General features: G+C 68.5%; 1 protein-coding gene. It reads left to right on the top strand.

Features of this window, described 5'->3' with window-relative positions; translation table 11 throughout:
• Positions 1 to 2638 (top strand): DUF6531 domain-containing protein (locus tag ABZ070_RS36540; protein ID WP_356640417.1); only part of this gene is annotated, 2638 nt, incomplete at both ends.

Genomic DNA, 2638 nt, shown 5'->3' with positions numbered 1-2638 from the left:
GACGCGTTCAACAAGAAGGTCGACGCCTACAACGCCGCACTCAGCGGCGACAAGCCGCTGCCCCACCCCGGTGAGTTCTCCGACCCGGGCAAGGCCAAACGGCAGCGCGCCCAGGAGATCCTCAAGGACGCCCGCACCGCCCGCAACGAGGCCGGCGAGAGCGCGAAAACCGCCGTCCACGCCGCCCTGGCCCACGCCCCGAAGGAACCCACCGGCCGGGAAAGAGCCGTGCTGGAGATCGCGGACTGGGGTGTCGGGCAGGGCATCGAGCTGGCGCACTTCGGCGGCGGCATCGTCAAGGGCACCGCGGGCATCGTCAACTTCGTCCGCTCGGTCGCCCCGATGGACATGTACAACCTGACCCACCCGGCCGAGTACTGGAAGGGCGTCAACACCACACTCGCCGGCCTGGCCTCCACCGTCGCCAACCCCGACCGCGCCCTGAAGAACGCCTGGGAAGCCGCCAAGGGCGACCCCTCCGAATTCCTCGGCCGCCTCGTCCCCGAAATCCTCGGAACCAAGGGCGCAGGCGGGCTGAGGACCGTCCTGCGCGCCGGGGCCAACGACGCCGTCACCGCCGGGGCGAAGACTGCTGCAAGAGAAGGCGTGGAAGACGCGGCGAAGCCCGCTCGGACGCCGGATGCTGTGGAACACAAGGGCACCGACCCGGTGGACCTGGCCACGGGGTCGATGTACTTGCCCCAGACGGACGTCGTCCTGCCCGGCACGCTTCCGCTGGTCTTCAGGCGCCGGGTTGCTTCCGACTACCGGGCAGGACGATGGTTCGGCCCTTCCTGGGCCTCCACCGTTGATCAGCGCCTCGAGATCGATTCCGAGGGTGTCGTCTTCGTGTGCGAGGACGGCCTGCTGCTGTCCTACCCGCACCCGGCTCCGGGCGTGCCCGTCATGCCGACCCACGGACCGCGATGGCCGCTCGATCGCGATCCGGACGGCGACTATACGATCAACGAGCCGGACACCGGCCGCGTCTGGCACTTCGCGACTCGTCACGACGACCTGGCGCTGCTCGTCCAGATCGACGACCGCAACGGCAACTGGATCACCTTCGAGTACGACGAGGCCGATGCCCCGACCTCGATCGTGCACAGCGGTGGCTACCACCTGAAGCTCGCCACGGACGAAGGCCGGGTCACCGCCCTGTCCCTGACCGGCGGAGCCTTGGACGGCGGTGACCAGGAGATCCTCCGCTACGGCTACACAGACGGGAACCTCACCACCGTCACCAACTCCTCCGGACTGCCGCTCCGTTTCGGCTACGACGAGCGCGCCCGGATCACGTCCTGGACGGACACCAACGGCAGCCGCTACGACTACATCTACGACGACCAGGACCGGTGCATCGCCGAATCCGGCGCCGACGGCCACATGGCCCTACGCCTCGACTACGCCGGTGTCGACGAGGAGACCGGCCTGCGCGTCACGACGACCACCACCACCGCGGGTGCCGTGAGCCGGTTCGTCATCAACGACGCCCACCAGGTCGTCAAGGACATTGACCCGCTCGGCGCGGTCACACGCTACGAACGCGACCGCTACAACCGGCTACTGAGCCGTACCGACCCGCTCGGCCGCACGACGCGCTTCGAGTACGACGAGGCCGGGCACCCCGTCGTGATCGTCCGCCCCGACGGGCGCGAGATGTCGGCGCAGTACAACGAGCTCGGACTGGCCGTCCGCGTGACCAATCCGGACCGCACGACTGTTCGCCAGGAGTACGACGCGCGGGGAAACCGGATCTCGGTGACCGCACCGTCCGGGGCCGTCACCCGCTACAGCTACGACGAGGCCGGCCACGTCACCTCGGTCACCGACGCACTCGGAAACACCAGCCGTATCCGCAGCAATGCCGTCGGTCTTCCCGTCGAGGTCACCGATCCTCTCGGCGCGGTGACACGCATCGAGCGCGACCCGTTCGGCCGCCCCGTCACCCTCACCGATCCCCTCGGGGCAACGACCAGGCTCGAATGGACGCCAGAGGGCAAGCTCGCCCGCCGTACCGAGGCCGACGGAACGCAGCAGTCCTGGACGTATGACGGCGAAGGCAACTGCGTCGCCCACACCGACGCCATGGGACAGGTGTCCCGCTTCGAGTACACCCACTTCGACCTGCTCAGCGCCCGCACCGGCCCGGACGGCGTGCGCTACGAATTCACCCACGACCATGAGCTGCGCCTCACCCAGGTACTCAACCCACAGGGTCTGACCTGGAACTACGCGTACGACTCGGCCGGACACCTGATATCCGAGACCGACTTCGACAACCGCACTCTCGTCTACCAGCGGGACGCCGCAGGTCGCCTCGTCGCCCGCACTGACGCTCTCGGCCAGACCATCCGCTACGAGCGCGACGAACTCGACCGCATCACCCGCAAGGACGCGGCCGGAGCGATCACGACCTTCGCCTACGACTTCTCCGACCAGCTCGCCGAAGCGGTCAACGCAGACGCCACCATCACCTACCTCCGCGACCGGTACGGCCGTCTCGTCTCCGAGACCGTCAACGGCCGCACCATGTCGTACACATACGACGCCCTCGGCCGCCGCACCGGACGCACCACACCCACCGGCGCCGTCAGTTCCTGGACCTACGACGCCGCAGGTCGGCGCACCTCCCTCA

The organism is Streptomyces sp. NPDC006283 (assembly GCF_040613325.1).
In the GTDB taxonomy this organism is placed as follows: Bacteria; Actinomycetota; Actinomycetes; order Streptomycetales; family Streptomycetaceae; genus Streptomyces.
Note: the sequence above shows the minus strand (reverse complement) of the source record. Positions and strands in the feature narration are given on the sequence as shown.